Source organism: Mesorhizobium sp. C395A, assembly GCF_030323205.1.
Taxonomy (GTDB): Bacteria; Pseudomonadota; Alphaproteobacteria; order Rhizobiales; family Rhizobiaceae; genus Mesorhizobium.
On record NZ_CP100473.1, the window covers coordinates 286,066 to 312,787 of the forward strand.

Annotated in this window: 30 protein-coding genes; 19 read left to right on the forward strand and 11 right to left on the reverse strand. The window is 63.2% G+C overall.

The window, feature by feature from the left end:
* Nucleotides 1-15: 15 nt before the first annotated feature.
* The 3 genes from NLY37_RS01255 to NLY37_RS01265 all read left to right on the forward strand — a co-directional run bounded on the left by NLY37_RS01255 (nt 16) and on the right by NLY37_RS01265 (nt 3,079).
* Entirely contained in the window at nt 16-1,122 is a 1,107-nt protein-coding gene (locus NLY37_RS01255) for an ABC transporter substrate-binding protein (RefSeq protein ID WP_023668506.1), read from the forward strand.
* Nucleotides 1,123-1,404: 282 nt separating this feature from the next.
* Entirely contained in the window at nt 1,405-2,004 is a 600-nt protein-coding gene (locus NLY37_RS01260; RefSeq protein WP_023684396.1) for a helix-turn-helix domain-containing protein, read from the forward strand.
* Nucleotides 1,994-3,079 carry an ABC transporter ATP-binding protein gene (locus tag NLY37_RS01265; RefSeq protein ID WP_023687090.1) on the forward strand — a complete coding sequence of 362 codons (1,086 nt, stop codon included), beginning with the start codon at nt 1,994-1,996 and terminating at the stop codon, nt 3,077-3,079. Before NLY37_RS01260 ends, NLY37_RS01265 begins: the two co-directional genes overlap by 11 nt.
* 440 nt (nt 3,080-3,519) lie before the next feature.
* On the opposite strand, the gene NLY37_RS01270 is transcribed toward NLY37_RS01265, so the two are convergent.
* Nucleotides 3,520-4,224 carry an SOS response-associated peptidase gene (locus NLY37_RS01270; RefSeq protein ID WP_023740670.1) on the reverse strand — a complete coding sequence of 235 codons (705 nt, stop codon included), beginning with the start codon at nt 4,222-4,224 and terminating at the stop codon, nt 3,520-3,522.
* Between the two features lie 186 nt (nt 4,225-4,410).
* On the opposite strand from NLY37_RS01270, the gene NLY37_RS01275 reads away from it, so the two are divergent.
* On the forward strand, nt 4,411-4,764 hold the full coding sequence (locus tag NLY37_RS01275; protein WP_023740671.1) for a nuclear transport factor 2 family protein: 354 nt from the start codon (nt 4,411-4,413) through the stop codon (nt 4,762-4,764).
* Between the two features lie 89 nt (nt 4,765-4,853).
* On the opposite strand, the gene NLY37_RS01280 is transcribed toward NLY37_RS01275, so the two are convergent.
* The gene (locus NLY37_RS01280) at nt 4,854-5,333 is read right to left on the reverse strand and encodes an SRPBCC family protein (RefSeq protein WP_023668501.1); all 480 of its coding nucleotides are present in this window, start codon (nt 5,331-5,333) and stop codon (nt 4,854-4,856) included.
* Complete coding sequence (locus NLY37_RS01285; protein ID WP_023687094.1) at nt 5,330-5,686, reverse strand: ArsR/SmtB family transcription factor; 357 nt, start codon at nt 5,684-5,686, stop codon at nt 5,330-5,332. The genes NLY37_RS01280 and NLY37_RS01285 overlap by 4 nt, the downstream gene beginning before the upstream one ends.
* Nucleotides 5,687-5,849: 163 nt before the next feature.
* On the opposite strand from NLY37_RS01285, the gene NLY37_RS01290 reads away from it, so the two are divergent.
* Nucleotides 5,850-6,197: an ArsC family reductase gene (locus NLY37_RS01290; RefSeq protein ID WP_023687095.1), complete on the forward strand. Its 348-nt coding sequence runs from the start codon at nt 5,850-5,852 to the stop codon at nt 6,195-6,197.
* 210 nt (nt 6,198-6,407) lie between these two features.
* On the opposite strand, the gene NLY37_RS01295 is transcribed toward NLY37_RS01290, so the two are convergent.
* From NLY37_RS01295 to NLY37_RS01305, 3 genes are all read right to left on the reverse strand, one after another.
* A complete protein-coding gene (locus NLY37_RS01295) occupies nt 6,408-6,764 on the reverse strand; it encodes a DUF488 domain-containing protein (protein ID WP_023701480.1) in 357 nt (118 codons plus the stop codon).
* A gap of 9 nt (nt 6,765-6,773) precedes the next feature.
* Entirely contained in the window at nt 6,774-8,030 is a 1,257-nt protein-coding gene (locus NLY37_RS01300; protein WP_023738452.1) for an aminopeptidase, read from the reverse strand.
* Nucleotides 8,031-8,116: 86 nt separating this feature from the next.
* Nucleotides 8,117-9,031, reverse strand: a complete 915-nt coding sequence (locus NLY37_RS01305; protein WP_023729300.1) for a LysR substrate-binding domain-containing protein — start codon at nt 9,029-9,031, stop codon at nt 8,117-8,119.
* Nucleotides 9,032-9,125: 94 nt separating this feature from the next.
* On the opposite strand from NLY37_RS01305, the gene NLY37_RS01310 reads away from it, so the two are divergent.
* The 3 genes from NLY37_RS01310 to sbmA all read left to right on the forward strand — a co-directional run bounded on the left by NLY37_RS01310 (nt 9,126) and on the right by sbmA (nt 11,964).
* Nucleotides 9,126-9,341: a hypothetical protein gene (locus tag NLY37_RS01310; protein WP_031194592.1), complete on the forward strand. Its 216-nt coding sequence runs from the start codon at nt 9,126-9,128 to the stop codon at nt 9,339-9,341.
* Nucleotides 9,342-9,422: 81 nt separating this feature from the next.
* Nucleotides 9,423-10,580, forward strand: coding sequence for a YbfB/YjiJ family MFS transporter (locus NLY37_RS01315; protein WP_023740672.1), 1,158 nt, complete (start codon nt 9,423-9,425; stop codon nt 10,578-10,580).
* A gap of 115 nt (nt 10,581-10,695) precedes the next feature.
* Entirely contained in the window at nt 10,696-11,964 is a 1,269-nt protein-coding gene (gene sbmA, locus NLY37_RS01320; protein WP_023704870.1) for a peptide antibiotic transporter SbmA, read from the forward strand.
* A 26-nt stretch (nt 11,965-11,990) separates the two neighbouring features.
* Here the strand turns inward: sbmA and NLY37_RS01325 are convergent, their stop codons facing one another.
* On the reverse strand, nt 11,991-12,995 hold the full coding sequence (locus NLY37_RS01325) for a polysaccharide deacetylase family protein (RefSeq protein ID WP_023729303.1): 1,005 nt from the start codon (nt 12,993-12,995) through the stop codon (nt 11,991-11,993).
* A gap of 192 nt (nt 12,996-13,187) precedes the next feature.
* Between NLY37_RS01325 and NLY37_RS01330 the strand changes: the two genes are divergently transcribed.
* Together NLY37_RS01330 and der are read left to right on the forward strand one after the other, a co-directional pair.
* A complete protein-coding gene (locus NLY37_RS01330; RefSeq protein WP_023692117.1) occupies nt 13,188-13,850 on the forward strand; it encodes a tetratricopeptide repeat protein in 663 nt (220 codons plus the stop codon).
* A 76-nt stretch (nt 13,851-13,926) separates the two neighbouring features.
* Nucleotides 13,927-15,357 carry a ribosome biogenesis GTPase Der gene (gene der, locus NLY37_RS01335; protein WP_023692116.1) on the forward strand — a complete coding sequence of 477 codons (1,431 nt, stop codon included), beginning with the start codon at nt 13,927-13,929 and terminating at the stop codon, nt 15,355-15,357.
* A gap of 220 nt (nt 15,358-15,577) precedes the next feature.
* Here the strand turns inward: der and NLY37_RS01340 are convergent, their stop codons facing one another.
* Nucleotides 15,578-16,486 (reverse strand): LysR substrate-binding domain-containing protein, encoded by a 909-nt coding sequence (locus tag NLY37_RS01340; RefSeq protein ID WP_023740673.1) that lies wholly within the window; start codon nt 16,484-16,486, stop codon nt 15,578-15,580.
* 117 nt (nt 16,487-16,603) lie between these two features.
* Here NLY37_RS01340 and NLY37_RS01345 point away from each other — a divergent pair, with 117 nt between their 5' ends.
* The 7 genes from NLY37_RS01345 (at nt 16,604) to NLY37_RS01375 (ending at nt 22,188) form a co-directional block, all read left to right on the forward strand.
* Nucleotides 16,604-17,899 carry an MFS transporter gene (locus NLY37_RS01345; protein WP_023740674.1) on the forward strand — a complete coding sequence of 432 codons (1,296 nt, stop codon included), beginning with the start codon at nt 16,604-16,606 and terminating at the stop codon, nt 17,897-17,899.
* Nucleotides 17,900-18,036: 137 nt separating this feature from the next.
* The gene (locus tag NLY37_RS01350) at nt 18,037-19,221 is read left to right on the forward strand and encodes a cell wall hydrolase (RefSeq protein ID WP_023668487.1); all 1,185 of its coding nucleotides are present in this window, start codon (nt 18,037-18,039) and stop codon (nt 19,219-19,221) included.
* Nucleotides 19,222-19,487: 266 nt separating this feature from the next.
* On the forward strand, nt 19,488-19,880 hold the full coding sequence (locus NLY37_RS01355) for an AtpZ/AtpI family protein (RefSeq protein WP_023740675.1): 393 nt from the start codon (nt 19,488-19,490) through the stop codon (nt 19,878-19,880).
* Between the two features lie 65 nt (nt 19,881-19,945).
* The gene (locus NLY37_RS01360) at nt 19,946-20,704 is read left to right on the forward strand and encodes a F0F1 ATP synthase subunit A (protein WP_023696586.1); all 759 of its coding nucleotides are present in this window, start codon (nt 19,946-19,948) and stop codon (nt 20,702-20,704) included.
* A 65-nt stretch (nt 20,705-20,769) separates the two neighbouring features.
* Nucleotides 20,770-20,994, forward strand: a complete 225-nt coding sequence (locus tag NLY37_RS01365) for a F0F1 ATP synthase subunit C (protein ID WP_006206606.1) — start codon at nt 20,770-20,772, stop codon at nt 20,992-20,994.
* A gap of 92 nt (nt 20,995-21,086) precedes the next feature.
* Nucleotides 21,087-21,686 carry a F0F1 ATP synthase subunit B gene (locus tag NLY37_RS01370; RefSeq protein WP_023740676.1) on the forward strand — a complete coding sequence of 200 codons (600 nt, stop codon included), beginning with the start codon at nt 21,087-21,089 and terminating at the stop codon, nt 21,684-21,686.
* A 10-nt stretch (nt 21,687-21,696) separates the two neighbouring features.
* Complete coding sequence (locus NLY37_RS01375) at nt 21,697-22,188, forward strand: F0F1 ATP synthase subunit B (protein WP_023740677.1); 492 nt, start codon at nt 21,697-21,699, stop codon at nt 22,186-22,188.
* A gap of 214 nt (nt 22,189-22,402) precedes the next feature.
* Here the strand turns inward: NLY37_RS01375 and rnhB are convergent, their stop codons facing one another.
* Together rnhB and NLY37_RS01385 are read right to left on the reverse strand one after the other, a co-directional pair.
* Nucleotides 22,403-23,101 carry a ribonuclease HII gene (gene rnhB, locus NLY37_RS01380; RefSeq protein ID WP_023740678.1) on the reverse strand — a complete coding sequence of 233 codons (699 nt, stop codon included), beginning with the start codon at nt 23,099-23,101 and terminating at the stop codon, nt 22,403-22,405.
* A gap of 154 nt (nt 23,102-23,255) precedes the next feature.
* Entirely contained in the window at nt 23,256-24,410 is a 1,155-nt protein-coding gene (locus tag NLY37_RS01385; RefSeq protein ID WP_023684378.1) for a PA0069 family radical SAM protein, read from the reverse strand.
* Nucleotides 24,411-24,560: 150 nt separating this feature from the next.
* Between NLY37_RS01385 and NLY37_RS01390 the strand changes: the two genes are divergently transcribed.
* A complete protein-coding gene (locus NLY37_RS01390; RefSeq protein WP_023740679.1) occupies nt 24,561-25,064 on the forward strand; it encodes a glycosyltransferase in 504 nt (167 codons plus the stop codon).
* 252 nt (nt 25,065-25,316) lie between these two features.
* Nucleotides 25,317-26,291 carry a hypothetical protein gene (locus tag NLY37_RS01395; protein WP_023740680.1) on the forward strand — a complete coding sequence of 325 codons (975 nt, stop codon included), beginning with the start codon at nt 25,317-25,319 and terminating at the stop codon, nt 26,289-26,291.
* Here NLY37_RS01395 and NLY37_RS01400 read toward each other — a convergent pair.
* Entirely contained in the window at nt 26,281-26,712 is a 432-nt protein-coding gene (locus NLY37_RS01400) for a GFA family protein (protein WP_023709898.1), read from the reverse strand. The two genes, NLY37_RS01395 and NLY37_RS01400, sit on opposite strands and share 11 nt — an antisense overlap.
* Nucleotides 26,713-26,722: the final 10 nt, after the last annotated feature.

Sequence of the window (26,722 nt, forward strand, 5' to 3'; positions counted from 1 at the left end):
AAGAGGAGAACCGAAATGGCATTCGACCCGAAATCAATTACTGGGCTGAAATCGATCACTGGCCCGAAATCGATCACTGCAAAGACAGCCCGCACCGGGCTTGCCGCGCTTGCAATCGTCCTGTCGTCGACTGTCGCCTTCGCCGCCGACAAGCTGCAATATTTCACTTGGTCCGGCTATGAACTGCCAGACTTCAACAAAAGCTTCCTGACGGCCCATCCCGATGGCGTCGAGGCCTCGATCTTCGGCGACGACGACGATGCCTTCACCAAGGTCAAGGCCGGCTTCCGCCCCGATATCGCCCATCCCTGCTACGACAAGGTGGCGCGCTGGAACAAGGAAGGCCTGCTGCAGCCGATCGATACCAAGCGCATCAAGAACTGGGATTCGATCTTCCCGGTGTTCAAGAACCTGCCCGACATCCAGGCCGGCGACGGCAAGGTCTGGATGGTGCCGTGGGATTGGGGCAACACCTCGATCCTCTACCGCACCGATCTGGTGAAGAACCCGGAAGCGAGCTGGAACCTTCTGTGGGACAAGCAATATGCCGGCCGCATGGCGACCATCGATGCCGTGCATGACACGCCGATCGTTGCAGCACTTCTGGCCGGCGTAAACCCCTTCGATATGACGCCGGAGCAGATGGACAAGGTGGCGGAAAAATTGCGCGAGCAGCGTCCGCTGCTCTCCAACTACACCACCGACATGACCTCGGTCGAACAGGCGCTGGCCAGCGGCCAACTGGTCGCCGCCATGACCTGGAACGCGTCGGCAACCTCGCTGAAGAAGCAGGGCGTGCCGGTCGAGTTCATGAAGCCGAAGGAGGGCATGCTGACCTGGGCCTGCGGCTTCGTCATGCTCAAGGACGCCAAAAACGTCGACCTCGCCTATGACTTCATCAACAGCCGGCTCGACGCCGACTCGGGTAAGTACCTGATCCAGGCCTACGGCTATGGGAGCTCGCTGAGCACCGCCTTCGCCGGCGTGGCGAAGGACGAACTGGACAAGCTGCAATTGCCGGCGGACCCGGAGGTGATGCTGAAGACCACCATCTTCACCGGCCCGATGAAGCAGAACGACGATGTGGCGAAGATGTTCGAGAAAGTGAAGGCGGGCGGCTGAGGGATCCATCGCCGACGGTTGCGCTGCCCCTCACCTGCCTGCCGGCATCCTCTCCCCGTATAGTGACGGGGAGAGGGCGCTGTCACCAGCGATTTCGCCAATCGCAAAACGTTGCAGAAAATGGCGCCGAGTTTGCGACCAGCCGCTTTCTCCCCGTCACTATACGGGGAGAAATGTCCGGCAGGACAATGAGGGGCAGCGCCGACGGCAGGTAATTGTGACTAATCTCCTGAAGCCCGCGGGTCTTGCCGCCGCGCCAAAGACTGCAACAAGGACCAACTGATGGACATGCTTGAAGCGAAACCAAAGGCCGACGCCGACATTCGCGTCGGCCGGCGCGTGCGGGCGCTGCGGCTGGAGCGCAATTTGTCGTTGGCCGAGCTGGCAGCAAAAGCCGGCGTCTCCATCGGTGCGCTGAGCCAGATCGAGCGCGGCCTGTCTTCGCTGCGCGTCAAGGTGATCTGGCCGCTTGCGGCCGCGCTCGACATCGAGCCTTCGGCGCTGATCACCGACGGCAACGAAGCCGCCAACGATCTCTATTGCGTGCGCGCCGACAAAAGGCGGCAGCTCCCGGTCAAGTCGGAAGGCATCGCCAAGGCGCTGCTGTCGCCGCCGGGCGCGGCGCTGACCGGCCTCTTGGTGACCGTGGAAGCCGATGGCGGCACGGCGGAAGCCTATGCGCATATCGGTCACGAGTTCGGCTATGTCCTGTCGGGCGAGGTCGAACTGGTGGTGGACTCGACAAAATACGTGCTGAAGAGCGGCGACTCCTTTGCCTTCAAGAGCACGCTTCTGCACGCCTTCCGCAATCCCGGCACCGAGCCTTGCCAGATCCTCTGGGTCAACACCACCAAGCCGTCCGAGGTTCGCGATGGCGCCTGATGCGCTGGTACGCCTGGACACGGTCTCGAAGGTTTTCCCCGGCGGCATTGTCGGGCTCGACGCCGTCGATCTCGACATTATCAGCGGCGAGTTCATCACCCTGCTCGGGCCCTCGGGCTGCGGCAAGACCACCAGCCTGCGCGTCATTGCCGGTTTCGAGAGCCCGTCGAGCGGCAAGGTGCTGCTCGATGGTCGCGACATCACCGCGCTCAGGCCGTTCGACCGTCCCGTCAACACCGTGTTCCAGGATTATGCGCTGTTCCCGCATATGAACGTCGCCGAGAATGTGGGCTTCGGCCTGTCGCTGCGCAAACTGTCCGGCGCCGAGCAGGCAAAGCGCGTCCGCGAAGCCCTCGACATGGTCGGCCTCGCCGACAAGCTCGGCGCCCGCGTTTCCGAACTGTCGGGTGGCCAGCGCCAGCGCGTCGCGCTCGCCCGAGCCATAGTCTGCGAGCCGCGCGTTCTGTTGCTCGATGAACCGCTGTCGGCGCTCGATGCGCATCTGCGCGAACAGATGCAGGTCGAACTGAAGCGGCTGCAGTCGCGGCTCGGCACCACCTTCGTCATGGTCACCCACGACCAGACCGAAGCGCTGTCGATCTCCGACCGCATCGTCGTCATGAACAAGGGCCGCATCGAGCAGATCGCGCCGCCGGCTACGCTTTACGACCGGCCGGCGACGAAATTCGTCGCAAGCTTCATCGGCACCATGAACCTCTTGCAATCGCGCTTCATCGGCCGCGACGGCGACCGCCTGCGCTTCGCCGCTGGCGGGCTTTCGCTGGAAGCAACATCTGAAACCGGCGACACACCCGGCGAAGGCACTGAGCGCACCATCGGCGTTCGCCCCGAGGACTTGCTGGCCACCACCGATGCCGCCGCCGGCACCGCGCCGGCGCGCGTCAACTCCATCGTCTTCCACGGCCGCACGCTGCGGCTGCATGCTGAGCTGGGGCAGGGATTGCCGGTGGTGATCGATGCGCCGCGCCAGGCCGAGGGCTTTCAATTCAGCGTCGGCGACGTGGCGCATATCAGCCTGCGCCGTGGTGCCAACTGCCCTATGCTGCCAAGCTGATCCAACCCAATCCCTTCATCGACGGTTGGATTTAACCTGCTGTGAAGATCGCCAAGGTGGAATTAAGTGTGAATTGACTCGCAAAGGAACATATTCCTACTTTGCGGGATGCCCGAACTAAGCACCCGACCGCGCCGAAATGTGCAAACCCTCTGCTTGGCGCATGAAGTCGGGCAGCTAATTCGTGTTCGATGTCGGAACTGCAACATCACTCGACACTATCTGCCTGGCGATCTCGCAAAGCTGGTTGGTGATATCCCCTTTTGGGATGTGGAGCGGCACATGCGGTGCGAGCGCTGCAAAGGTCGTGAGCTCGATGCAGGCATCATTCTGCCAAGCGCTGCTGAACGCCTTAAAATTCGCGTCAGACGTCTTGTCGAAATCCGCATGGTTCGCCGGGTAATCTGGCGAGACGACGATTGAGGAGAGCCGATTTCGGGCTAAAACAGAGACCCTTGGGCCGGGGCCTGTGGTGGGAACTTGATCTGTGTGGCTGGCTTCTCAACGATCACCAACGCGTCGTTGGGCGCCGTCCGCTGCAAACGCCGTGCTTCCGACCATGGCGCCGTCAGCCAAGCCTCGGTTTCCTCCGGCGTGGTGAGGATCACGGGCATAGCCTTCTCATGTATCGGCGCAATGAGAGCATTAGGCTTGGTGGTCATGAAGGCGTATAGCTCGAAGTCGCCGGGACCGTCCTTGACCTTTCGCACGCCCTGCCAAGACGTCCAGAAACCAGCGAAGAAGAACAGCGGCCGGCTCTCGCCACGGGCAAACCAGTAATTTCGCTGGATTCCTGTTTCCGGGTCTTTATCGTTCGCCGCAGGGCTGGGCTCGGCAAAGCTGGTCACCGGCACGACACATCTGTGCTCGACGCCCACATATTGCTGCCAGTGCGAATATTGCGGATTGCGAACGTTGGTGGTGCCGTAGTCGGCCTTACCTTTCATGCGCTCGGGCGGCGTTGGCAAACCCCAAAGCAGTTTCGCCAGTTCACGCTCCCCATCCGCCCTGTTGCGAACGACCAGCCCAGGTTGATTGGGATAGACATCAAGCGAAGGTTCGAGGTTGCCGCTGATATCGCGCAATGTGCGGGTCCATTGGCGGACCGCCTCTTGCGTCGTCGTGATGTTGTAGAGGTTGCACATGCACCCAGCATTGCGGAATTGGCTTTTGTCTGCAACCGAAGTCGCTGTCCGACGCCGCCGCAATCGTCGTCACATAGCCGCGCTATATCATCGTCCTGACACACCTTGTCAGCTGTCGTGCGGGTAAAGGTGGCGGGCCGGCAAGCGCTTCCCTACTTCAAACCAGTCTGAACAGGAGGAACACACATGACCATCGCGGATGTTGCCAAGGATTTCACCGAAATGCTCCAGCAGGGGGATCACCTGGGTGCTGGTGAAAAGTACAATGCCGATGATATCGTCAGCCTCGAAGCGATGGACGGGCCGATGGCCATTGCCCGTGGCAAGGAAGCTCTCAGGCAAAAGGGCGAATGGTGGCAAGCGAACCACGAAGTCCATGGCGGCTCTGTCGAAGGCCCCTATGTCAACGGCGACCAGTTCGCGGTGCGCTTCAAGTTCGACATAACGCCCAAGGCCACCGGCGAACGGGTCACCATGGACGAGGTTGGCCTGTACACGGTCAAGAACGGCAAGATCACCGAAGAGCGCTTCTACTACTGAGCCCGGGTGCCGTAGGGTTCCGGCGCACTTCGCTGCACGACCCAAAAACCAGGCGGCCGGGACAAAGTCCTGGCCGCAGTGGGAAAAGCTCAAATGGTCTTCACATACTGCGCCAACTGATCGGCCACCGTGCCCCAGCCGTCGAAGAACCCCATCTCTTCATGATTGTTGCGGGTAGCCTCGTCGCGATGGATGGCCGTTGCCGTGTAGCGCGTGCCCTTGTCATCCGACTGAAGCGAAATGACTGCGGTGATGAAGGGCTCGCCGGAGGGCCGATAGCCCGGCAGCAGCGCATCGGTCCACACCAGCCGCTCGTTCGGCACGATCTCGAGATAGCAGCAATGGCGGTCGTTGACCTCCTTGCCGTCGGGTGATTGCATGCGCGTCCGGAACAGTCCGCCCGGACGAAGGTCGATCTCGCAATCGGTGATCAGCCAGGGCTTGGGCGTGAACCATTGCTTGACATGCTCCGGCACCGTCATCGCGCTCCACAAGAGTTCGCGCGGCGCGTCGAGCTTGCGCTCCAGCACAAGGTCCAGTCTGGGGTCGGGCTTGAAGGGATAGCTCACTTTTCTTGCTCCTTGAGGCTCATCACATAGGCGTCGAATTGATCGAGTCGGCGCTCCCACAGCGTGCGCTGTTCGGCCAGCCAGTTTTCGGCGAGCTGCAGCGGTTCGGGCGCCAGCTGATAGGTCCTGGTGCGGCCGATTTTTTCCGATCGCACCAGACCGCAGCCTTCCAGCACTTTCAGATGCTCGATGAAGGAAGGCAGCGCCATCTCGAAAGGCTGCGCCAACTCGCTGACCGAGGCGGGACTGCGGTTCAACCGCTCGACCACGCGCCGCCGCGTCGGGTCAGCCAGCGCGCGGAAGATGCCGTCGATCGGCGGGAGACTTGTAGTTGGGGCGTGGAGGCTTGGCATGGGCGATCCTGAGGTCCGTCGACGGGTATAGAAATATACTTAGGAAAATTCCTTAGTATTGCAAGCCCTAAAAATGGGCTGATGTGACCGGGGTGCTGGCAAAGCGGGAAGGACGGTTTTAGGCTGTCCGGCGGATTCGACCACCAGTCAAGGGAAGCGCGTTTTGACGATCACCATGTACGGCATCACCACCTGCGACACGATCAGGAAGGCGCGCACCTGGCTGGAGGGCCACGATGTGCCTTACCGTTTTCACGACTACCGGGCCGAGGGGATAGAGGTGGGCAGACTGGATGGATGGATCGGCAAGGTTGGCTGGGAAAAGCTGCTCAACAAGGGCAGCACGACCTTCCGCGAACTGCCCGACAAGCACAAGCAAGGGCTCGACGAGAAGAAGGCCAGGAAGCTGATGCTGGCCAACCCGACGATGATCAAGCGCCCGGTGCTCGAGGTCGGGGATGAGATTTTGGTGGGGTTCAAGCCGGAGGCTTATGAAGGGGTGGTGAAGTAGCGTAGCCTCGCTTCGTCATCCTGTGGCGAAGCTAGGTTCGAAGCGACGCAGCGCAGACCATGGGATCCTGTCGGTCTCCTTCCCACCCCAAACATAGCATGGGAACAACACACAGGATCCTCGGGTCAGCCCGAGGATGACGAACGCGTGGAGGGCGATCGCTAATTGTGAAGGCTTTCGCTTGCGGCGTATGCAGCGGTTCGCTGTCTCTCAACCCGTCCCGCGCAAATACCCCGCCAACGCCACCGCATTGTTATGCGCCTCGTCATGCGCGCCATAAAGCAGCGTCACCTTGGCCTTGCCGAGCAAGCCACGCAGTTGCGCCACCGCTTCGCTATTCCCATCCAGTTCGACCGAATACCGCACCTGAAACTCCGCCCACCGCGCCGGCTCATGTCCGAACCACCTCCGCAATTCATCGCTCGGCGCGATGTCCTTCAGCCACAGCGTCAGCGCGGCATCCTCCTTGCTGACGCCGCGCGGCCAGATGCGATCGACCAGCACCCGCTGCCCGTCATCGGGCGCGGGTGCTTCGTAAATTCGCTTGACCGTCAGGTCGAAGGCCATCCGCCCCCTTTACGCCCACTCGCCCTTGCGCATCACCGGCACGCGGCGGCCATCCTTGTGCACGCCGTCTATGTCGATCTTGTCCGAGCCGATCATCCAGTCGATGTGGATAAAACTCTTGTTGCCGCCGCGCTGGGCGATTTCGTCCTGGCTGAGCGAGGCGCCGTCGACGAAGCATTTTGAATAGCACTGCCCGAGCGCGATGTGGCAGGCGGCGTTCTCGTCGAACAGCGTGTTGAAGAACAGCAGGCCGCTGGCCGAGATCGGCGAGGAATGCGGCACCAGCGCCACCTCGCCGAGCCGGCGCGAACCCTCGTCGGTGTCGAGCACTTTCTTCAGCACGTCCTCGCCCTTCGAAGCCTTGGCCTCGACGATCCTGCCCTCTTCGAAACGCACCGAGATATCGTCGATCAGCGTGCCCTGGTAGGACAGCGGCTTGGTCGAGGAGACATGGCCGGAGACGCGCCGTGCATGCGGCGTGGTGAAGACCTCCTCGGTCGGGATGTTCGGATTGCAGGTGACGCCGTTCTTGGCGGTCGAGGCGCCGCCCATCCATTCATGGCCATCGGCCAGCCCGACGGTGAGGTCGGTGCCCGGGCCGCTGAAATGCAGATCATGGAAATTGTGCTCGTTCAGCCACTTTGTGCGGCCGCGCAGCGCTGCATTGTGCGCCGTCCAGTTTGCGATCGGGTCTTCCACATCGACCCGTGATGCCGAAAAGATCGCATCGGCAAGCTTGACCACGGCGACATCGTCGGCATCGCCGGGGAAGACCTGCTTGGCCCAGGCGAGATCCGGGTAGGCGACGATGTTCCAGTTGATGTCGAAGCCGGTGATCTTTTCCAGCGCCGGCTGGTAGGCCATCGAGTTCGCCTTGTTGGCGCGCGCCACTTTCGCCGGGTCCTGCGCCGACAACAGCGACGGGTCCTCGCCGCGCACGGCAAGCCGCGCCGCATTGTTGGAAAAGGCCTTCGCCATGCCTTCATATATCCAGCCGGCGGCGCGGTCGAAGCCGGCATCCGCGCCGTAGCGGAAGCGCGCCAGCGTGATCTCGTCATCATTGAAGATCGGCGTTACCAGCCCGGCGCCCGCCTTGTAAGCGTGCTCGACGATGCGCCTGGTCAGCGGCAGGGCTGCGATCGACGAGGTCAGCACCAAATCCTGCCCCGGTTGCAATTGCAGCCCCACCTTGATGGCGACTTCCGCCAGCCTGTCGAGCTTCACCGGGTCGATGGTTGCGGAAACGCCGCGCGAATGTGTGGTCATGATCCTGCCTGCCTTGGTCTTGGAGGTGAAGCTTCCAACATAGATCGGCGCGGCTGTGCTTTCCAGCACCGTCGCGACGGACAGCCCTAGGCAGCGCTTTCCAGTGCGCTGAACTGCGCCACGGTCGCCGCGATTTCCTCGCGGATCCAGATCTTGAAATCGCGCACCTTGCGGCTTTCGGTCTTGGTCGCCGAGGTCACCAGCCAGTAGCCGAGGCCGCTCTGCGCCCGCACGCCGAAAGGCGCGACGAGGCGGCCGTCGGCCAGCGCATCGGCGGCCAGCAATTGCCAGCCGAGCATGACGCCATGGCCGGCGATCGCCGATTCCAGGCACAGCATCGGGTCGGTGAAACGCGCACCCTTGCGGAAGGTGACTGGTTCGACGTCAGCGGCTTTGAACCAGCTCTCCCAATTGATCATCGCCCGCTCGTCGGTGATGGCGCAGGTCTGCGCGAGGTCTTCGATCGATTTCAGTTTCTCGGCGATCACCGGCGCGCAGACCGGGAAAACTTCCTGCGCCAGAAGCAGCTCCGCCCGCCCGCCCGGCCATTTGCCGTCGCCGAGCCGGATGGCGATGTCTATGTCGGAGCGTTCGAGATCGGCGAGCCGCACCGAGGCGTCGATGCGCAACAGCACATTGGGATGCCGGTCGAAGTGACGTGACAGCCGCGGCAGCAGCCATTTCGAAGCGAAGGCCGGCGCCACCGACACCACCAGCGTGCACTGGCTCGCCTCGTCGGCCAGCGCCACCGCTTGCGCCAGCTCGCGAAAACCGGCGCCCAGTCGGGCGGAAAAAACCGTTCCGAATTCGGTCAGCACCAGCCCGCTTGCGGTGCGTTCGAACAGCGCCTGTCCGAGCTGCTTTTCAGTGCGGTTGATCTGCTGGCTGACGGCGCTGACCGAGACGTTGAGTTCGCCGGCCGCCGCCGCGAGCGAGCCGAGGCGGGCGACGGTTTCGACGGCGCGCAGGCCGTTGAGATGGACGCGGTTCAGCATAGCCATTTCAGTTTTTCTAAACCGGCGCGGCTGAAATCTCAATTGAAAGACAGCCCGACAAGGCAGATTTTAGTGGGACAGTCAGACCGAGGAGGCGAGGATGACGATCGTATCATTGTTCAAGATCTTAGCCGCTGCCGGCCTCCGGCCGGACCGCTATGATGGGATGCACGGCGGCGATGTCATCGACTGGGTTACCGACCCATTGTCGCATCCGGTGCTGGACACCATGTCGGAACGCGAACTCGGAGATATCCCGTTCCGGCTGACGGCGCGCCGCACCGCCTACGAGACCGGGGCGCTCGGCTGCGGCTGAGATGCGGGGGCGTTAGTCGCGCCCGCTGGCCCAACACAAAGCGGATTGTTTCATCGGTCGCCAATTCTATGGTGCGCTGCAATGAACGCCGCTCCATCACCCTTGGGCCTTGCTCTCGCTGGCATGATCGCCATGGCCGTCGCCATGGGCATTGGCCGTTTCGTCTACACGCCGATCCTGCCCGGAATGATGGAAGAACTGCATCTGTCGCCGGCCGATGCCGGCTGGATCGCGTCGGCCAATTATCTCGGCTACCTCGTCGGCGCGCTTGCGGCGGCAGGCGGCTGGGCGCATGGGCGCGAGCGCCTGCTGATGTTTGGCGGCCTTGCCGCCAGTGCTGCGCTCGCCGCCCTGATGGGGCTGAGCGAGACGATGACCGCCTTTGTCGTCCTCCGCTTCCTTGCCGGTCTCGCCAGCGCCTTCGTCATGGTGTTCATGGCCTCGATCGTCTTCGGTCACCTGGCAGCCGCCAACAGAAGCGACCTGCAGGCGCTGCATTTCGGCGGCGTCGGCCTCGGCATCGCGGCATCCTCAGCGCTGATGGCGGTTCTGGTCACCGAACATGCCGGCTGGGCTTCGGGCTGGCTGTGGTCGGCAGCGATTTCCGCCGGCGGCCTTGCGATGGTCGCCTTGCTCGCCGGCGGCACCGCACCTGGCCGCGGCGTGGCCGACCGCGAACCGGCACTGCCGAGGGACCGGTCGTTGGCAAAAGTCATCGTTGCCTACGGCCTGTTCGGCTTCGGCTATGTGGTGACGGCGACCTTCCTGGTCGCCATCGTGCGCCAGGGCGGCGGCGGCCGCGTCTTCGAGGCAAGCGTCTGGATGGTCACCGGCCTTGCCGGCTTTCCCTCGGTCTGGCTGTGGCAGAAGGTAGCGGCACGGATCGGGCTTTATACCGCCTATGCCGTGGGCTGCCTGGTCGAGGTGGTCGGCGTCACCGCCAGCGTCGCCATCGGCGGCACCGCCGGGCCGCTGCTGGCGGGCGTCCTGCTCGGCGGCACCTTCATCGCCATCACCGCGCTCGGCCTGCAGACGGCAAGGCAGCTCGTGCCGGAGGCGCCGCGCCGGATTTTTGCGCTGATGACCGCTTCCTTCGGCATCGGCCAGATCGTCGGCCCGATCGTCGCCGGACTGCTGGCGCAAGCCTCGGGCAACTTCTTCCTGGCCTCGATCGTCGCTGCTGGCGTATTGCTGGTATCTGCTGGGATCACCTGGTCGGCCGCGCCAAAATCGCCATGATTGTGGTCTTGCTCGATGCCGGGCATCGGGTACGGGCATTTGCTTTCCACCTAATGTGTGACTTTATGCCCGCCGAACCCCGCTGATTTGCGCACCGACCGAGGATTTCACCACAGTGTTCGTATCCTTCTTCCCGCAGCCGAAGCTGTTTTTCATCTCGGCCGTCGTCTGGACTGCGGTTCTCGTGGCAGCCTGGTTCCTCGGTGCTGACCAGCTTGGCGCGTTTCTCGGCTTGCCTCCGGCTCTTGCCGACGCGCCGCCCATCATAGGCGTCTCGGTGTTCTGGTCGCCTCCGTTCCTCTGGTTCTACATCTACTATGCGCTTGGCGTTTTGATATTCTATGGCTTCTGGCACTGGTATTCTCCGCACCCGTGGGACCAATGGTCTATCCTCGGCAGTTCGCTGCTCCTGTTCACGACCTACTTTCAGGTGCAGGTAAGCGTGGCGATCAACGCATGGTATGGACCATTCTGGGACCTCATTCAGGGCATCGTTAGCAAAACGGTCAAGGCAACCGAGGCTGATCTTTACGCTCAAATAATCACTTTCCTCGGTATCGCTCTTGTCGCGGTTACCGTGTTCGTTTTGACAAACTTCTTCGTCAGCCACTGGGTGTTTCGCTGGCGCACTGCGATGAACAATTACTACATGTCCTATTGGCCGAAGCTGCGCCATATTGAGGGCGCTGCACAGCGTGTGCAGGAAGACACGATGCGGTTTTCCAAGATAATGGAAGACCTTGGCACTAGCTTCGTCGATTCCATCATGACGCTTATCGCTTTCATGCCGATCCTGCTCAGTTATTCTAAGCATGTCACAGAGTTGCCATTGATCGGTCATGTTCCTCAGCCGCTGGTTTTGGCTGCGATCTTCTGGGCAGTCTTCGGTACAGTCATCATTGCGACCGCAGGCATCAAGCTTCCTGGCTTGCAGTTTCGTAACCAGCGCGTCGAGGCAGCATATCGCAAGGAACTCGTCTACGGTGAGGACGATCCGGCCCGGGCGCAGCCGCCGACCGTCGCGGAGCTGTTTGCGAGTGTGCGGCAAAACTACTTTCGCCTGTATTTCCACTATGTGTATTTCAACGTGGTCCGCTATCTTTATCTTCAGACCAACAACGTCTTCTCCTACTTCCTGATGGTGCCTTCCATGATCGCTGGAACGCTGACGCTGGGTCTCATCAACCAGGTCAGTTCAGCCTTCAGTCAGGTAACCAACTCATTCCAGTATCTCGTCAATTCTTGGTCGACGATTGTCGAGCTTCTGTCAGTTCACAAGCGCCTTCGCGCCTTCGAGGCGACGATTCGCGGCGAGCCGCTGCCCGACATTGACCGCCACTTCATGGAGCGTCAGGAACAGGCAAAGGAACCCGACCCAGCTTGATCCTATCTGCATAGACGGTTGGCGGCTCAGCCGCCCACCGCCGCCTGCCTCTCGCTACCACGTTGCCGCTGCACATAATCGCGAAAACTGATGCATTCGACGTCGGCTTTCACGCAAGTCTCGTCGGCAAAGCGCTCCAGCGCGTTCCAGTAGGCGCCGTTGTTCATCGGCGTGAAGTGGAAGCTCAGCACCAGTGGGATGCGCTTGCCCTGATATTGCTTGTCGAAGGCGGCGCGGAAGGCCTGGTAGGTCCGATCGCTGAACTCGGCTGCCTGGCTCGGCCGCTCGAAGCCGCCGGAATGCCTGACATAGAGATTGTAGTCCATGGCGATCACCAGCCTACCATCAGGGCCTTCCGGGATCTGCGGCAGCGAAAAGCGGGTCAAGCCGCCGCCGGTCGGCGGCTCGACCGGGCCTTTCGAAACGCCGCTGGCATCATAGTGGTAGCCGGCTTCAGGCAGGGCCTCATAGAGCCCTTTGCTGGTCGAGAGGTACGGCGCGCGAAAGCCGACAACGGCATGGGCAATATCGCGCCATCCCTTGGGCTCGGGTTCAATACCGTTGATCGCATAGGCGTTTTCCAGAATGCGCTCGAACGAGGCGAATTCCTTCAGCCAGTCGGCCTTGCTCCAGTCCTTGCCGTCGAAATGGCCGCAGCCATGGCTGGCGATGTCGTGGCCTTCCGAAGCGGCGAGCCCGATCTGATCGAGCCGATCGGCGACGTCCTGCTTCGAAGCGGCAAAGCCGATGTTGGATTTGCCCGCGGACTTGGCCGGAGCTGTGTAGTCGGCCCGCGTCTGCGGCGACAGCAGGAAGACGCAGGACAAAAAGTAGGTGAAATGCGCGCCGGTGCGCTTGGCCAGCGCCCGGCTGCGCTGCCATTGCGAGATCTCCCGGGCGCTATCGAACGAGATGATGACGATCTGCTTCGGCTTTGCCGGGGCAGGCGGCGCCGGCGGGTCGGCGAAAGCCGCACCAGCCATGGCAAGCACGGCTGAGGAAAACGCAACAACGCGGGACAAACGTGGCATCGGCAATCTGGGCTTGATCTGGAGGCAGTCCAAGCCGGCTATCGGCAAAATGTGGCGTGGGTGCGATCAACGTCGGCAGCTATGCGCCCGGCGATTAGCCGATTTTCCTGCCGAGCCCCTTCCATGCCCGCGAAATTTCGCTAAAACGCGGGCTCAAGAAGCGCCCCTGTTGGGCAGCAATGGTTTTGATTGATGTCCGACGACAGTTTTATCCGCGAAGTCAACGACGAGATGCGCCGCGAAAAGGCGCAGGCGCTGTGGGATCGTTTCGGTCCGGCGCTGCTTGGCCTTGCTATCCTGGTGGTGCTCGGCACCGCTGCCTTCGTCGGCTACCGCTATTGGGATGAGACCCGCGCCAACCGCTCGGGCGATGCCTTCTCGCAGGCGCTGAAGCTTGCCAATGACGGCAAGAGCGACGAGGCGCTGACAGCGCTCGAACAGCTGGAAAAGGATGGCTACGGCGCCTATCCACTGCTCGCCCGTATGCGCGCCGCAACCGTCAAGGCCGACAAGGGCGACTTTGCCGCCGCCGTTACGGATTTCGATGGCGTCGCCGCCGACACCGCCATTCCGCAGGGCATTCGCGACATGGCGCGCCTGCGGGCAGCCCTGCTGCTCGTCGACCACGGCTCCGTCGCCGATGTCTCCAGCCGCGTCGAGGCGCTGACCGCCGACAATAACACGCTGCGCCACACGGCGCGCGAAGCGCTCGGCCTTGCCGCCTGGAAAGAAGGCAAGACCCAGGATGCGCTGAAACTGTTCGACCAGATCGCCGCCGATGACGGCGCGCCGCGCAACGCGCGCCAGCGGGCGACGCTGATGTCCGAACTGATCCGCGGCTCGGGCGCGTCATGATACGCATCACCCAAAGCCTGCCCTCGGGCCTGACCCAAGGGCGCGCTGCGGTTTGGGCGATGATATGGATAGCCGGATGAGCTTCAAAGTCGCCATTATCGGCCGGCCTAACGTCGGCAAATCGACGCTTTTCAACCGGTTGGTCGGAAGGAAGCTGGCGCTTGTCGACGACACGCCGGGCGTCACCCGCGACCGTCGCGTCCACGCGGCCAAACTCTACGATTTGCATTTCGATGTCATCGATACCGCCGGCTTCGAGGACGCGGCCGCCTCGACGCTGCCCGGCCGCATGCGCGCGCAGACCGAGATCGCCATCCGCGAAGCCGACCTGATCTTCTTCACCATCGACGCCAAGTCCGGCCTTTTGCCCGACGACCGCACCTTTGCCGAAATCGTGCGCAAGTCCGGCAAGCCGGTCGTGCTGGTCGCCAACAAGGCCGAGGCCAAGGGCGCCCAGGGCGGCATGCTGGAAGCCTGGGAACTGGGCTTGGGCGAGCCGATCCCAGTCTCGGCCGAGCATGGCCAGGGCATGCCCGATCTGCGCGACGCGGTGATCGAGGCGCTGGGCAAAGACCGCGCCTTCGGCGAGGAAGAAGACGAGGCCGAGGACGTCGCCGCCAGCGAAGTGCTGATCGGCGAGGACATCACCGATCCCGACGCCGAACCCGCCTATGACGACACCAAGCCGATGCGCATTGCCGTCGTCGGCCGGCCCAATGCCGGCAAGTCGACGCTGATCAACGCGCTGATCGGCGAGGAGCGGCTGTTGACCGGCCCGGAAGCCGGCATCACCCGCGATTCCATCTCCGTCGACTGGGACTGGCATGGCCGCCGGCTAAAACTGTTCGACACTGCCGGCATGCGGCGCAAGGCCAGGATCCACGAGAAGCTGGAAGTGATGTCGGTGCAGGACGGCCTGCGCGCCATCCGCTTTGCCGAGATCGTCATCATCGTGCTCGACGCCACCATCCCTTTCGAGAAGCAGGATTTGCAGATCGCCGACCTGATCATCCGGGAGGGCAGGGCGCCGGTCATCGCCTTCAACAAATGGGACCTGATCGACAATCCGCAGGAACTGCTGGCCGAGTTGCGCGAAAAGACCACACGGCTTTTGCCGCAGGTGCGCGGCATCCAGGCGGTGACCGTTTCGGCCGAGACCGGGCGCAGCCTCGACAAGCTGATGGATGCCGTCATCAAGACGCACAAGGTGTGGAACAGCCGCGTTTCCACCGGCAAGCTCAACCGTTGGCTGGAAAGCATTCTGGCGCATCACCCGCCGCCCGCCGTCGCCGGCCGCCGGCTCAAGGTCAAATATGTCACCCAGGCCAAGACCCGGCCGCCGGGTTTCGTCGTCCAATGCTCGCGGCCCGACGCGATGCCGCAATCCTATGTCCGCTATCTCTCCAACAGCCTGCGCGAAGCCTTCGACATGCCCGGCGTGCCGATCAGGATAGCGCTGCGGACTTCGGACAACCCGTTCGCGGGGAGAGCGAACAAGCGCAAGTGAGCGCAAATAAGCTTCAGGCTGGCGGGACAGCACCCCCCTCTGCCCTGCCGGGCATCTCCCCCTCAAGGGGGGAGATTGGCAGCTTCTCTCTCGCACCTTTTCCCCAGCGTTTGTGATTGGCGAAAGCAAACGTGACAGCCAATCTCCCCCCTTGCGGGGGAGATGTCCGGCAGGACAGAGGGGGGTGTGACGGAACGCTACGCTGGACAGCCGCTTCCGTCTAGGCGACCTCTCTCAACCGCTCGTCCTGCGGCAGCGCCGCCACCGCCGCCTGCCACAAAATATCCGCCAGCCGCGCCGCCACCGGGTCCAGTTCGGCGTCTTTCTGGTGCATCACCAGCGCCATGGTCGGCAGCGCGGGCAAGCCCAGCGTTTGCGGTGCCATCGCCCTGACATTGGCCGGCAGGCCGATATCCGTGCGGATGGTCAGGCCGAGCCCGGCGGCGACGGCCGCCCAGATGCCGCCAAGGCTGGGGCTGGAGAAGGCCATCCGCCATGGCAGGCCGGCGCGGTCGAGCGTTTCCGTCGTCACTGTGCGCAGCAGGCATGGCGCTTCCAGTGCCACCAGCGGCAGTGCCTCGGCCTCGCGCAGCCTGGTCTCGATCAGCTTTGCCGGCCCGATCCAGCGCAATTGCGCGTCGCCGACATGCCGGCTGTAAGGCAGCGCCTGGCCGCTGTCCCAGGCCAGCGCAATGTCGAGATTGCCTGATGTGATCCGCTCGGCGAGTTCATAGCTGCGCCCGATCCGCGCCTCGATCTTGACCTTGGGGTGAGCGCGGGCGAAGCGTCCGAGCACCTCGGGCAGCACCGCCTCGCCGAAATCCTCCTGCAGGCCAAGCCTGACCCAGCCTTCCAGTTCGACATCGTGGATGGCCGAGGCCGCCTCGTCGTTCAACTCGAGCAGCCGCCTGGCATAGCCGAGCATGGTTTCGCCGGCTTCGGTCAACGCCAGCCCGCGGCCCGACTTGCGGAAGATCGGCGTCGCCGCCTGGTCCTCCAGCTTCTTCAGTTGCGCGCTCACCGCCGAGGTCGAGCGTCCAAGCCGGTCGGCGGCCTTGGCGAAGCTGCCGAGTTCCATGCCGGTGACGAAGCTTCGGAGGACATCGAGGTCGAAGGTTACGCGGCGCATCTCAACGATCCTGTTTTTCGGGAACGATTGTAAAAAAATTCCCGATATTCGGGATGAAGTTATGGCGGTAAAGACGAGGCGTCAAGGTCCCGAGAGGGCATCAACAGGAGTCCCGCCATGTCGATTGCCGACGCAAATTGTGAGCCAGGCCGGGTTGGCCGAGCCGCCGCCGTCAGGTCGAAGGCTGAACGATTTCGCGCCAATCATCGCTGGAAGGTGCTTGGCATCGGCGTTGCCGCCAATGCCAGTTTCTCCGCCACCTTCGCCGGCATACCGGCGGCGGCGGTGTTTCTGCGGTCGGGCTATCACTTGAGCAATGGCAATCTCGGCCTGGTCCTCGGCCTTCTCGGACTGGGCGTTGCCTTGAGCGAACTGCCCTGGGGTCTGCTCACCGACCGCTGGGGCGATCGCGGCGTGCTATTGACCGGCCTTGGTGCGACCGCGGCGTGGCTCGCCCTGATGGCGTTGTTCATCGTGCCCTCAGTGACCTATGTGCCTGGCGTCGCAATGCTGGCCGCATGCCTTCTGGTCACCGGCCTGCTCGGCGGCAGCGTCAACGGTTCCAGCGGCCGCGCCATCATGGCCTGGTTCCACGAAGGCGAACGTGGCTTTGCCATGAGCATCAGGCAGACCGCGGTGCCGCTCGGCGGCGGGCTCGGCGCGCTGGTCCTGCCGTCGCTGGCATCGGTGCACGGTTTCGCGGCGGTCTTCGGGCTGCTGGCCGCCATGAACGCCGTCTCTGCGCTGTTTGCCTGGCGATGGCTGCACCAGCCGCCGGAACTGGACAATGCCGGCAGCATGGCCATGGCAAAGTCGGGCGGTCCGGCGCCGCTTCGCAATGTCGAGGTCTGGCGCATCGCCACCGCCATCGGCCTGCTCTGCTTTCCGCAAGTGGCGGTGCTCACCTTCGCCTCCGTCTTCCTGCACGATTTCGCCGGCATGGCCACGCTCACGATCAGCGCCAGCCTTGCCGCGGTGCAGACCGGCGCGATGGTGATGCGTGTCTGGAGCGGCCGCTTCACCGACCGCCATGGCAACCGCCGCTGGTTCCTGCGCCTCTGCAGCATGACGAGCGCGCTTGGCTTCGCGGCCGTCGGCCTGCTGGTCCTGGCGGCAGGAGCCACGCCAGACGCCCATGCCGCGTTGATCCCGGCGATCGACGTGCTGCTGGTCGTTGCCGGCATTTCGGTCTCCGCCTGGCATGGCGTCGCCTACACCGAACTCGCCACGCTTGCCGGCGCCAGCCGCGCCGGAACCGCGCTCGGTCTTGCCAACAGCTTCGTCTTCATCGCCTTCTTCGTGGTGCCGACCGCCATTCCGGCTTTGCTGCTCATCTGGTCGTGGCCTGGCGTCTGGCTAGTGGGCGCGCTCTGCGCCATGATTGCATGGCCAATTTTCCTGCGGCCGAACTGACGGGTTGGCCGGCCTGCAAGCGGCGTCCCATTTCGGGCCGCTTCGGAAAAACACGATCAACCGCGTTAACCCCGCATCAAGGTTAATGCTTCACTTTGGCTCTCCAGTGGCTCAGTGGCGTTTCTGGAGAGTTCCCCGTGCATCGACGTGTCCTGAAGCGGCTGGCCGCCGCCGCCGGTGAGAAAAAACGTTCCTTCGTATCGCCATTGGTCATCGGGCTCGGCATCTGGATCGGCTTTCCAACTGTCGTCGCCTACCAGGACATGGGCAGCTTGATTTCCGGCCTCGAAGCCTCGGGCACCCGCTGGAACTCTTATGTCGAGCGCTCCGTCGCCGGCTCGGTTCATGCCGCCGAAATGCCTTTCATCGATTCCGTCACCACCGGTTCGCTCTCGGGCTCGGGCGTGCGCCTGCCCGGCGTCGGCAAGGTCTCGTTTCGCGGCAAGGGCAATGTCGCCGGCATCACGCCCGACGAGGACCGCATCATGCGCGCCGACAAGAAGGGCCGCATCATCCAGGTCTCGCCGGTGGCGCCGCCGAAGAACTTCAATGCCGGCTCGATCTTTCAGCGCACGTCCTCGCTGCTGCGGCCGAGCATGGACAGCGGCCTGAAGCTCGCCTTCGCCAAGCCCGGCATCAAGGGCAAGGAAATCCAGATCGCCCAGGCCTTCCACACCAACGTGGACAAGAAGCCCGATCCCGGCGTGCCGGCCATGCTTGCCGCGTTGGTCAACAATGACAGACCGGACGTGCTGGCCACCGCCTATGCCCAGGCCGAACCCGATTACGCCAAGGCCTCACCCTTCGAAGCGCTGCTGCAGGACGAGGAGCCGAGCAGCGGGCGCTTCATTCCGCCGATGGCCAAGGGTGACCACTCGTGGATCCAGAACCCGCTGCCGGCCAGCGTCTTCTCCACGAAGGAGCAGGCCTGCCTCGCCAACGGCATCTATTTCGAGGCGCGCGGCGAATCCGTGCGCGGCCAGGCCGCCGTCGCGCAGGTCATTCTCAACCGCGTCCGCAATCCGGCCTATCCGAACTCGATTTGCGGCGTCGTCTACCAGAACGACAACTGGCTGAACCGCTGCCAGTTCTCCTTCGCCTGCGACGGCCGCAAGAAGCGCATCGAGAGCCCCGCCCACTACAAGACCGCGCAGGACGTCGCGATGGCGGTCACCGCCGGCAAGATCTTCATTCCCGAAGTCGGCTCATCGACCCACTACTACGCCAACTACGTCCATCCGGGCTGGGCGCGCACGATGCAGAAGATGACCAAGATCGGCCTGCATATCTTCTACCGCACGTATGGCGGCGGCTGGAGCTGAGCCCTTCGGCTTGCCCGTCCCAAACGGACCGCAAAAGGCCCCGGAAGCCGAAATCGGACAGCGGTCGCCGGACGGATTCGGGGCATGTGCCGACCCCATAGTGCCGGGCACGATGTCGCACCTCGCCAAGTGACTGATTCCAATAGAAAAAATACATGGCTTTGAAGTCCCGCCCGTGGCTTGACGGGCGCAAACCCTCTAACTATGTTGCCGGCGACTTTAGAAGCGGACGGACGGTGACGGTCTGACCGGGCAGGGGGGTTACGATGGCCGACAAGAACGGGCCAGACGGAACCGGAGAAACCGGCCGCGGCAGCAAGCACGAGGCCGAACTCCGCGACGAAGATCTCGAACGCCGCCGGCGTGAGCTTGGAGCATCGCTTGCGACAAGACGGCCGGATCAGCTCGAGGGGAATGACGGCGCGAAAGCGACGGCCGGATATGGCCAGGCGCTCAAGCTGTCCAGCGAGTTCATCGCCGGGATAGTGGTGGGTGTGGGCCTTGGCTGGTTTCTGGATCGTGTGGCGGGAACCTCGCCATGGGGTCTGGTCGTCGGCTTGTTGCTGGGCTTTGGCGCCGGCGTGCTCAATGTCCTGCGTTCGTCAGGTGTTGTGTCGGAATTCGGAAAAAGCGAGAAGTCGCGCGATCCGAAAGAATGAAATGGCGCGCCGCCAATGGCGCACAAGGACACTTAAGGCCGCTCGCGGCTTTGACGGGGATGTAAATGGCTGCTGACAAGGTCGATCCGATCCACCAGTTCCATATCGTCAAGCTGATTCCGATCAATATCGGCGGCTATGACCTGTCCTTCACCAATTCGGCTCTGTTCATGGTCGCGACCGTGGCCATTGCATCGGCGTTTCTTTACCTCTCGACCGCAAGCCGCAGCCTTGTTCCCGGCCGCCTGCAGTCGGTTTCGGAAATGGCCTACGAGTTCGTCGCGAACATGTTGCGCGATGCAGCCGGAACCCAAGGTATGAAGTTCTTTCCCTTAGTGTTCTCGCTGTTCATGTTCGTGCTTGTTGCCAATCTGCTTGGCCTTTTTCCTTATTTCTTCACCATCACCAGCCACATCATCGTCACCTTCGGCCTGGCCGCGCTGGTGATCGGAACCGTCATCGTCTATGGCTTCATGAAGCACGGTCTGGGCTTCCTCAAGCTTTTCGTGCCGAAGGGCGTGCCCATCCTGATGATGGTGCTTGTCGTTCCGATCGAGGTGATTTCCTTTGTCTCGCGTCCGGTCAGCCTATCGGTTCGTCTGTTCGCCAATATGCTCGCCGGCCACATTACCCTGAAGGTGTTTTCCGGGTTTGTGGTCAGCCTGAGTGCGCTCGGCGCGCTCGGCGTTGCGGGATCGATCCTGCCGCTGGCGATGGCTGTGGCGCTGACCGCGCTGGAGTTGCTCGTGGCGCTCTTGCAGGCATATGTGTTCGCCGTGCTCACCTGCATGTACCTGAATGATGCGCTGCATCCTTCGCACTAGATAGAATTTCCGGCATCTTTCGCCGGATGGAATTGCAACGAATTACAGATCCAAAGGAGTTTAAAATGGACGCAGAAGCAGCAAAGTACATCGGCGCCGGTATCGCTTGCCTGGGCATGGGCGGCGCGGGCATCGGCCTCGGCAACATCTTCGGCAGCTACCTGGCGGGCGCCCTGCGCAATCCGTCGGCCGCCGATGGCCAGTTCGGCCGCCTGATTTTCGGCTTCGCCGTGACCGAAGCTCTGGGCATTTTCTCGCTTCTCATCGCGCTTCTCGCCCTGTTCGGCTGAGCCCCTGTTCGGCCAATTATCGGTCGGACGAGCATTGGGAAGAATTGGCTGGCCGCATTCCTGCGGCCATGCCTGATATCAGGGGATAGTCCATGTTCGTGACATCTGCGTTTGCGCAAGAGTCCGCACCCGCTGCTGAAGGCGCCCACACCGGTACGGAAGGCGACACGCATTCCGGCACCGGCGTGCCTGCCGAGGCGCACGGCACGTTCCCGCCATTCGATCCGGCGACGTTTCCGTCGCAGCTTCTGTGGCTGGCGATCACGTTCGGGCTGTTCTATTTGTTCCTGAAGAAGGTGGTGATGCCGCGCCTCGGCGGCATCATCGACGTCCGCAGCGATCGCATCACGCAGGACCTCGACCAGGCCGCCAAGCTGAAGGGCGAGGCCGACGCCGCCGTTGCCGCTTACGAGCAGGAACTGGCGGAAGCCAAGGCCAAGGCCAACGCGATCGGCCAGCAGGCCAACGACGCTGCCAAGGCTGAAGCCGAGGCTGCCCGCAAGAAGGTCGAGGCCGCCCTCGACAAGAAGCTCGGCGAGGCGGAGGCCAGCATTGCTTCCATCAAGGCCAACGCCATGATGGAAGTCGGCACGATTGCCGAGGACACCGCTTCAGCCATCGTCGATGCGCTTGTCGGCGGCAAGACCAGCAAGGCCGAGATCTCGGCTGCGGTCAAATCCGTGGCCCGGTGAGGAGCACATCATGGACGCCACATCTCTCGCAACGCTCTGGGCAACGGTTGCCCTCGTCATTTTCCTCGGCGTTGCCGTTTACATCAAGGTGCCGGGCCTGATCGCCAAGTCGCTCGACGCCCGCGCGACCAAGATCAGCGACGAGCTTGCGGAAGCCCGCCGGTTGCGCGAAGAGGCCCAGCAATTGCTCGGACAGTACCAGAAGAAGCGCAAGGAAGCCGAGCAGGAGGCCGCAGCCATCGTCGCTGCCGCCAGGCGCGAGGCCGACATGCTTGCCGCCGAGGCGCACAAGAAGACCGAAGACTATGTCACCCGCCGCACCGCGCTTGCCGAGCAGAAGATCGGCCAGGCCGAGCGCGAAGCCGTCGCCGAAGTGCGCGCCAGCGCCGTCGACATCGCCGTCGAGGCGGCCCGCACGCTGCTCGCCGGCAAGATCGACGCCAAGGCCGGCGCGGATCTGTTCAAGTCCGCGCTGCAGGACGTGAAGGCCAGGCTGAACTGAGCGGGGTTAACTCGCTGACATCAAGCCGCCCGGGCAACCTGGCGGCTTTTTTGTTGAGCGCGGACAATCTCCCCTCTTGAGGGGGTCGCCAAAGGCGACAGAGGGGGTCGGTGCGACCGGGCGCGACGCTCTTTCTGCGGCCAGTAAGGGCTAGCGCTTCACGCGCGGCGACCCCCTCTGGCCTGCCGGCCATCTCCCCCTCAAGTGGGGAGATTTAGCTGTCCAATCCGACAAACCCTTCTTCTTCCATCACCTCAACTCCACCCAGCCTGAACGGCGCGAATGATGCCCGGTGCAGCCTTGCCACCTGACCATGCGCTTCGATCGCGATGCGGTGCCGCACGGTGGCGTAGCCCATATGGACTTCGAACCCGTAGCGTTCGTGGTGGCTGCCGCAGCCGCACATCATGCGGTCGCGCATCACCTTGGCGACAATCGAGGCGGCGGCGATCGATTGCGAGCGCTGGTCGCCCTTGATCAGCGCGCGGCCTTCGCAGAGGAGGCCCGGCGGCACATCGCGGCCATCGGCCAGCGCCAGCTTCGCCTGGATCGGCAGGCCGGCAAGGGCGCGGCGCATGGCTTCCAGGCTGGCCTTGAGGATGTTGCTGCCGTCAATGCCTTCGGCGCTGACCGAGGCCATCGACACGCCGAGCGCTGACCCCAGGATTTTCAGGAACAGCGCCTCGCGCTGCAAATGGTTGAGCCGTTTGGAATCGTCGAGCCCGTCGGGAATGTTGGCGGGATCGAGGATCACGGCCGCCGCCACCACCGGCCCCGCCAGCGGACCGCGGCCGGCCTCGTCCATGCCTGCCACCGGCCACAGGCCTTCGGCCATCGCCTTCGTCTCGAAGGAGAAGTCGGGCTTTTCGACGATTTCGAAAAGAAGCGGAGAATCGGAACGCGCGCGAGCCATGTTGCGGCGAGGTTCGCATCGGCTCCGATTCTCCGCAAGTCCCTCCAGGGTCGAGTGGGGCAAGACCGGGAGGGCACCGTCTGCAGGCCGGGGGACAGGCCGGACGGGATTCTTGGGTCGCCTGCCAACCACGAGGGCAGGGCAGGCGCTACTTTCAGAGCAGCATCAGCTGCTCGGTCGCCTTGGCGGCGGCTACAAACTGGTCGGTTCGGAGCGTGCGCCGCTCGGCGTTGAGGCCGAGCCGCTTGGCCGTGATCTCGAAGCGCCGGCCGATCTGCCAGGCATAGGGGCCGGCGCCTTTCATCCGCTTGCCCCATTCCGAATCATAGTCCTTGCCGTCGCGCATCGAACGGATCAGCGACATCACGTGCCGGTAGCGGTCGGGATAATGGCGCAGCAGCCAGTCCTTGAAGATCGGCGCCACCTCGAGCGGCAGGCGCAGGATCACATAGCCGGCCTCGCGGGCGCCTGCGGCGCGTGCCGAATCGAGGATACGCTCCATCTCCTGGTCGGTCAGGCCGGGGATGATCGGCGCCACCATGACAGAGGCCGGGATGCCGGCATCGGAAAGCTGCCGGATCGCCTCGAGGCGCTTGGTCGGCGTCGACGCGCGTGGCTCCATGGTGCGCGCCAGCATGCGGTCCATCGTCGTCACCGACAGCGCCACCTTGGCCAGCCCGCGTTCGGCCATGCGCGACAAGATGTCGATGTCGCGCGTCACCAGATGGGATTTGGTGACGATGCCGACCGGATGGCCGCGCGCCTCCAGCACTTCGAGGATCTCGCGCATAATCCGGTATTGTTTCTCGATCGGCTGGTAGGGATCGGTGTTGGTGCCGATGGCGATGGTGCGCGGCTGATAGCCATCCTTCGATAGTTCCTTGTCGAGCAGCCGCGCCGCATCCGGCTTGGCAAACAGCTTCGCTTCGAAATCCAGCCCCGGCGACAGGCCCATGAAGGAATGCGTCGGCCGGGCGAAACAATAGACGCAGCCATGCTCGCAGCCGCGATAGGGGTTGATCGAGCGGTCGAAGGAAATGTCGGGCGATTCGTTGCGGGTGATGATGGTGCGCGGCTTCTCGACCTGCACTTCGGTCTTGAACGGCGGCAATTCCTCCAGCGAATTCCAGCCGTCGTCGAACACATGCCGGCTGACCGGCTCGAACCGGCCGGACGGGTTGATGCCCGCGGAACGGCCGCGGTTGCGATCCGGACGGACGCGCATGCCGCTCTGTTCGATCATCGCATTGGCCATCTCGGCTCGCCCTGCTCCGAAAGCAGCAATGTCCGCACGCACGATATGTTCCATTTTGGCCCTTTCCCAAGGACTGTCGGCTGGCTGTCGAATCGCTCTGTTCATGAAAATAATCCTATTTCGCTGATGAGAACAAAGCAAGAACTTTTTCGTTGGGCCATGCAAAACTGGCGCTGCGCAGGGCTTTCCGCTATTCGGCTAAAAATGCTCAGCGTTCTCATCGAAACCCGGGATGACGAAGAAGGCCTTGCCCGCACGCTCGCCTCGTTGATCGGCGGCGCGGTCGAGGGCGTGGTGCGCGATGTCATCGTCTGCGACACCGGCTCGACCGACCAGACGCATCGGGTTGCCGATCATGCCGGCTGCCACTTCGTGGTCGGCGGCATTGCCGCGGGAATCAGGCAGGCGAAGGGTGACTGGCTGCTGTTTCTGGAACCCGGCGCAAGGCTGGCGGAGGGCTGGATCGACGACGTTGTCGCTCACACGGCGCGGCAAACCATGCCGGCGCGCTTTTGCCGTGCGCGCGGCAGCCGCACGCCGTTCCTGTCACGGGTGTTTTCGGGCAACCGGGCGCTGGCCGAAGGGCTGGTCATCAGCAAGCGCCAGGCCGCTGCCCTGTCGAAGAACGCGCACAGCGCCGAAGCCCTTGCGCGCGGTCTCGCCACCAGGCGGCTGGACGCCGAAATCTGGCTGGCGCCGAAGAAGTGATGTTTCTCCCTTTTCCCGTTCCCAGGGAGAAGGGTGCCCGAAGGGCGGATGAGGAGCAGCGTCGGCGTCTCATCCGCATTGGCACGGTCGCAGCACCATCCCTCTTTTTCGCCGCAAAAAGCTATTGTGCATTGCACAAAAGCTGACGCGGGATTAGCATTCCGTTGATGCGGGATATCGGGGTTTGGGTAGTGCCGGAGCGGTAAGCAAGCACCGCGTCGTCGTTGCTGCCGTTCATATCTGAGGACCCCGATGAACCTTTCGTCCCCTGACAAATCCGGCGCCCCCAGTCTGGAAGCCATTGCCCGCAACGGCAGCCTGCTCCGCCGCATTGCGGTGCGTATCCCGACCTATCTGTCCGACCTGCGCGAAAATCCCGCATGGCTGCCGATGTTCGTGCTTGCCCGCACCATGCCGGCGCGCAAGCTGCACTGGCTTGGCGCCAAAGCCGCGCGCCCCGCGCAGAGTGCCGGAGCGACGATGTTCAGGGGCGTCCACCTCAAGTCGATCGTCGCGGCGCTGCGCACCGATGGCCTGTTCTCCGGACTGGTCCTTCCGCAGGCAATCCACGAAGAGATCGCCAGCTTTGCTCAGAGCACGCCGTGCTTCGGCAATTTCGACCGCCGGCTCGAATTCATGCCCGGAGAACACGCAGAAGCCGAGAAGCGGTTCGGCCGCTCTTTGCTCAGCGGACACTATTTCGAGCGCATCCTCGGCTGCAAGGCGGCACTCGCCATCCAGAACGACCCGCTGCTGCTCGACATCGCCCAGCACTATCTGGGCGGGCAGGCAAAGCTGATCACCACGCGTGTCTGGTGGAGCTTTCCGACCGGCGAGGCTTCCGACGCCGACAAGAACCTTGCCTCGCTCGGCAAATATCATTTCGATCTCGACGACTGGCGGATGCTGAAATTCTTCTTCTATCTCAAGCCCTGCGATGCCGGCACCGGCCCGCATGTCTATGTCAAAGCCAGCCACAACAGGCGCAGCCTCAAGCACCAGCTGACGCTGCTGGTCGGCCATCCGGCGCAAGACGTGCTCAAGGTCTATGGCGACGACAGCCCGGTCACGCTGACCGGCGAGGCCGGCCTCGGCTTCGTCGAGGACCCGTTCGGCTTCCACATGGGCACCGTGCCGTCCACCACGCCACGGCTGATGATGGAGGTCGGCTTCGGCGTCTCGCCGCCCTCGCGCCGCCGCTTCCACGGCGAGCCGGTCATCCGCTGACGCCGGAGCGGATCTCGACCGGCATCCAGCGCGCTTGCCGCCGGGCAATGCGACCCTCTTTGTTCTCGGCATCATAGTCCATTGGGACCGGCTCGCGGTTGAACCGCGGCCGGTCATCCAGCGCATTGACGATGACGATCGCTCTCGGTTCGCCGTCGGTGGTCACAGCAGCGACATAGACGCCGCAGTCCCGGCAGATGAGATAATCGGCGGTGCGCAATCCGAACCGGTATCGGTGCAGCCGAGCCTCGTCCTCGACCGAGACGATCAATCGGCCCTGCGGATCGGCAGCGGCGCGCGAACCATGCCGGACACAGAACGCGCACTGGCAGGCGCGGATCTCCACCTCGGCCGGCTCGATTCCCGTTTCGAACGTCAGGTGGATGTTGCCGCAATGGCAGCCGCCGCGGTGCGCGCTCATTGGATCTCTT

Excerpts from the sequence above, each read along its gene's own strand:
- NLY37_RS01255 (WP_023668506.1), top strand. The coding sequence starts at position 16 with ATGGCATTCGACCCGAAATCAATTACTGGGCTGAAATCGATCACTGGC.
- NLY37_RS01260 (WP_023684396.1), top strand. The coding sequence starts at position 1,405 with ATGGACATGCTTGAAGCGAAACCAAAGGCCGACGCCGACATTCGCGTC.
- NLY37_RS01265 (WP_023687090.1), top strand. The coding sequence starts at position 1,994 with ATGGCGCCTGATGCGCTGGTACGCCTGGACACGGTCTCGAAGGTTTTC.
- NLY37_RS01270 (WP_023740670.1), bottom strand. The coding sequence starts at position 4,224 with ATGTGCAACCTCTACAACATCACGACGACGCAAGAGGCGGTCCGCCAA.
- NLY37_RS01275 (WP_023740671.1), top strand. The coding sequence starts at position 4,411 with ATGACCATCGCGGATGTTGCCAAGGATTTCACCGAAATGCTCCAGCAG.
- NLY37_RS01285 (WP_023687094.1), bottom strand. The coding sequence starts at position 5,686 with ATGCCAAGCCTCCACGCCCCAACTACAAGTCTCCCGCCGATCGACGGC.
- NLY37_RS01295 (WP_023701480.1), bottom strand. The coding sequence starts at position 6,764 with ATGGCCTTCGACCTGACGGTCAAGCGAATTTACGAAGCACCCGCGCCC.
- NLY37_RS01300 (WP_023738452.1), bottom strand. The coding sequence starts at position 8,030 with ATGACCACACATTCGCGCGGCGTTTCCGCAACCATCGACCCGGTGAAG.
- NLY37_RS01305 (WP_023729300.1), bottom strand. The coding sequence starts at position 9,031 with ATGGCTATGCTGAACCGCGTCCATCTCAACGGCCTGCGCGCCGTCGAA.
- NLY37_RS01310 (WP_031194592.1), top strand. The coding sequence starts at position 9,126 with ATGACGATCGTATCATTGTTCAAGATCTTAGCCGCTGCCGGCCTCCGG.
- NLY37_RS01315 (WP_023740672.1), top strand. The coding sequence starts at position 9,423 with ATGAACGCCGCTCCATCACCCTTGGGCCTTGCTCTCGCTGGCATGATC.
- NLY37_RS01325 (WP_023729303.1), bottom strand. The coding sequence starts at position 12,995 with ATGCCACGTTTGTCCCGCGTTGTTGCGTTTTCCTCAGCCGTGCTTGCC.
- NLY37_RS01330 (WP_023692117.1), top strand. The coding sequence starts at position 13,188 with ATGTCCGACGACAGTTTTATCCGCGAAGTCAACGACGAGATGCGCCGC.
- der (WP_023692116.1), top strand. The coding sequence starts at position 13,927 with ATGAGCTTCAAAGTCGCCATTATCGGCCGGCCTAACGTCGGCAAATCG.
- NLY37_RS01340 (WP_023740673.1), bottom strand. The coding sequence starts at position 16,486 with ATGCGCCGCGTAACCTTCGACCTCGATGTCCTCCGAAGCTTCGTCACC.
- NLY37_RS01345 (WP_023740674.1), top strand. The coding sequence starts at position 16,604 with ATGTCGATTGCCGACGCAAATTGTGAGCCAGGCCGGGTTGGCCGAGCC.
- NLY37_RS01355 (WP_023740675.1), top strand. The coding sequence starts at position 19,488 with ATGGCCGACAAGAACGGGCCAGACGGAACCGGAGAAACCGGCCGCGGC.
- NLY37_RS01360 (WP_023696586.1), top strand. The coding sequence starts at position 19,946 with ATGGCTGCTGACAAGGTCGATCCGATCCACCAGTTCCATATCGTCAAG.
- NLY37_RS01365 (WP_006206606.1), top strand. The coding sequence starts at position 20,770 with ATGGACGCAGAAGCAGCAAAGTACATCGGCGCCGGTATCGCTTGCCTG.
- NLY37_RS01370 (WP_023740676.1), top strand. The coding sequence starts at position 21,087 with ATGTTCGTGACATCTGCGTTTGCGCAAGAGTCCGCACCCGCTGCTGAA.
- NLY37_RS01375 (WP_023740677.1), top strand. The coding sequence starts at position 21,697 with ATGGACGCCACATCTCTCGCAACGCTCTGGGCAACGGTTGCCCTCGTC.
- rnhB (WP_023740678.1), bottom strand. The coding sequence starts at position 23,101 with ATGGCTCGCGCGCGTTCCGATTCTCCGCTTCTTTTCGAAATCGTCGAA.
- NLY37_RS01385 (WP_023684378.1), bottom strand. The coding sequence starts at position 24,410 with ATGGAACATATCGTGCGTGCGGACATTGCTGCTTTCGGAGCAGGGCGA.
- NLY37_RS01390 (WP_023740679.1), top strand. The coding sequence starts at position 24,561 with ATGCTCAGCGTTCTCATCGAAACCCGGGATGACGAAGAAGGCCTTGCC.
- NLY37_RS01395 (WP_023740680.1), top strand. The coding sequence starts at position 25,317 with ATGAACCTTTCGTCCCCTGACAAATCCGGCGCCCCCAGTCTGGAAGCC.
- NLY37_RS01400 (WP_023709898.1), bottom strand. The coding sequence starts at position 26,712 with ATGAGCGCGCACCGCGGCGGCTGCCATTGCGGCAACATCCACCTGACG.